This window comes from Chitinimonas violaceus, from assembly GCF_052601015.1.
On record NZ_JBQXDJ010000171.1, the window covers coordinates 1 to 1,455 of the forward strand.

Sequence of the window (1,455 nt, forward strand, 5' to 3'; positions counted from 1 at the left end):
TAAAGCCAAAATCGGCAGCCGCGAATATTTTTCTGCCATCTTCCTGTATGGTAAAGCGCGCATCTTTACCCGACGGTGCATCGTTGACCGGTGTGACATCGAGATTGATCGTCGAAATGGCAACGCCTCCCTTGCCATCAGATACTGTTACCGTGAAGCTGTCCTTACCGTTGTAATCTTTGGCTGGCGTATAGGTCCAGTTGCCATCGGGCTTAACAATGACCGTACCATGAGCAGGGCTCCTGCCTGTGTTGTAAGTCAGCCTGTCACCGTCAACATCCGTAGCGGCAACCCTGCCAGAGAATGGTTTATCCTCGTCTGTGGTGTGCTTGTAATCAGTTGCGGCCGGCACATCATTAACCGGCGTGACATCGATCGAAATCTTATTTGGCAATGGATCAAAGGCATTCGCCTGATCCTGTACCGAGAAAGTGAAGCTGGCGTAGTTGTTCCCATTGGCATTCGCGGCTGGTGTAAAGACCAACTCACCAAGCTGTGTCACGGCAATTGCCTGTCCTGACGTTACCACTGCACCATTCAGGGTCAACATACCAGCAGTTGGCAGCGCGTCGATCCGTACCGCCTTTAAACTGTCACCCGCATCCACATCACTAAAACCAAAATCGGCGGCCGTGAATACCTTGCTGCCATCTTCCTGAATAGTGAAGTGCGCATCTTTACCCGACGGTGCGTCGTTCGCCCCCTGAATGGTAACGGTAATATCCTGTGTAGCAGTACCATCCTTACTCTTTACCGTCAGAACATCCTGTACCTGCTGATTACCACTCAGGAACTGGATTTTACTTGGGTCAGCGATATAGCCCCATACGCCGGTTACTTCATTGAACGTAAACTTGCCGTAAGTGCCATTTAATCCAGAAGGAGCCAGGAACAGAGCATCGCCACTATCTACATCGCTTACCTGTAAGGTACCCGATGCAACCATCTGGCCATCTTCCACTACGCTGCCGGTAGCGGTACCACTTATGCGGGCGTTATCGTTCTTACCGGTCACCGTCACATCAATGACTTGGCTCACACCGCCGTCGAGACTGGTCACCGTCAGGGTGTCGTGTACTTCCTGGCCTTCGGTCAGCGCCTGGGTTGCTGCTCTGCTGTTATCGAGGGCATATGTCCACTTACCGGTGTCGGGGTCAAACTTAAACGTCCCATACACGCCATTAGGGTTGTTTGGCGCTTGGAAGCGGCTCTCGTCATGATCCGTATCACGGATCCTCAAAGTACCGCTTGCTGTGGCAACACCTGCTTCGGTATTACTCTCCCCACCAGCCTCAATCACCTTGCCGCTGGTATCACCACTAATAACGGGTTTGTCATTGGTGCCCGTGATCGTGACCTTGATCTCATGTGGCGTGCCATCTGTCGACAGCACCGTGAACGTTTCCAGCTTGGTCTCGCCTGCCTTCAGGTATTGCACCGCACTGTTCGCGACGT

At 52.6% G+C, this 1,455-nt stretch carries 1 protein-coding gene; it reads right to left on the reverse strand.

The window, feature by feature from the left end; translation table 11 throughout:
• Nucleotides 1-1,455, reverse strand: a 1,455-nt coding sequence (locus ACUHMQ_RS20720) for a VCBS domain-containing protein (RefSeq protein WP_445297338.1), incomplete at both ends; no start/stop codon positions are given.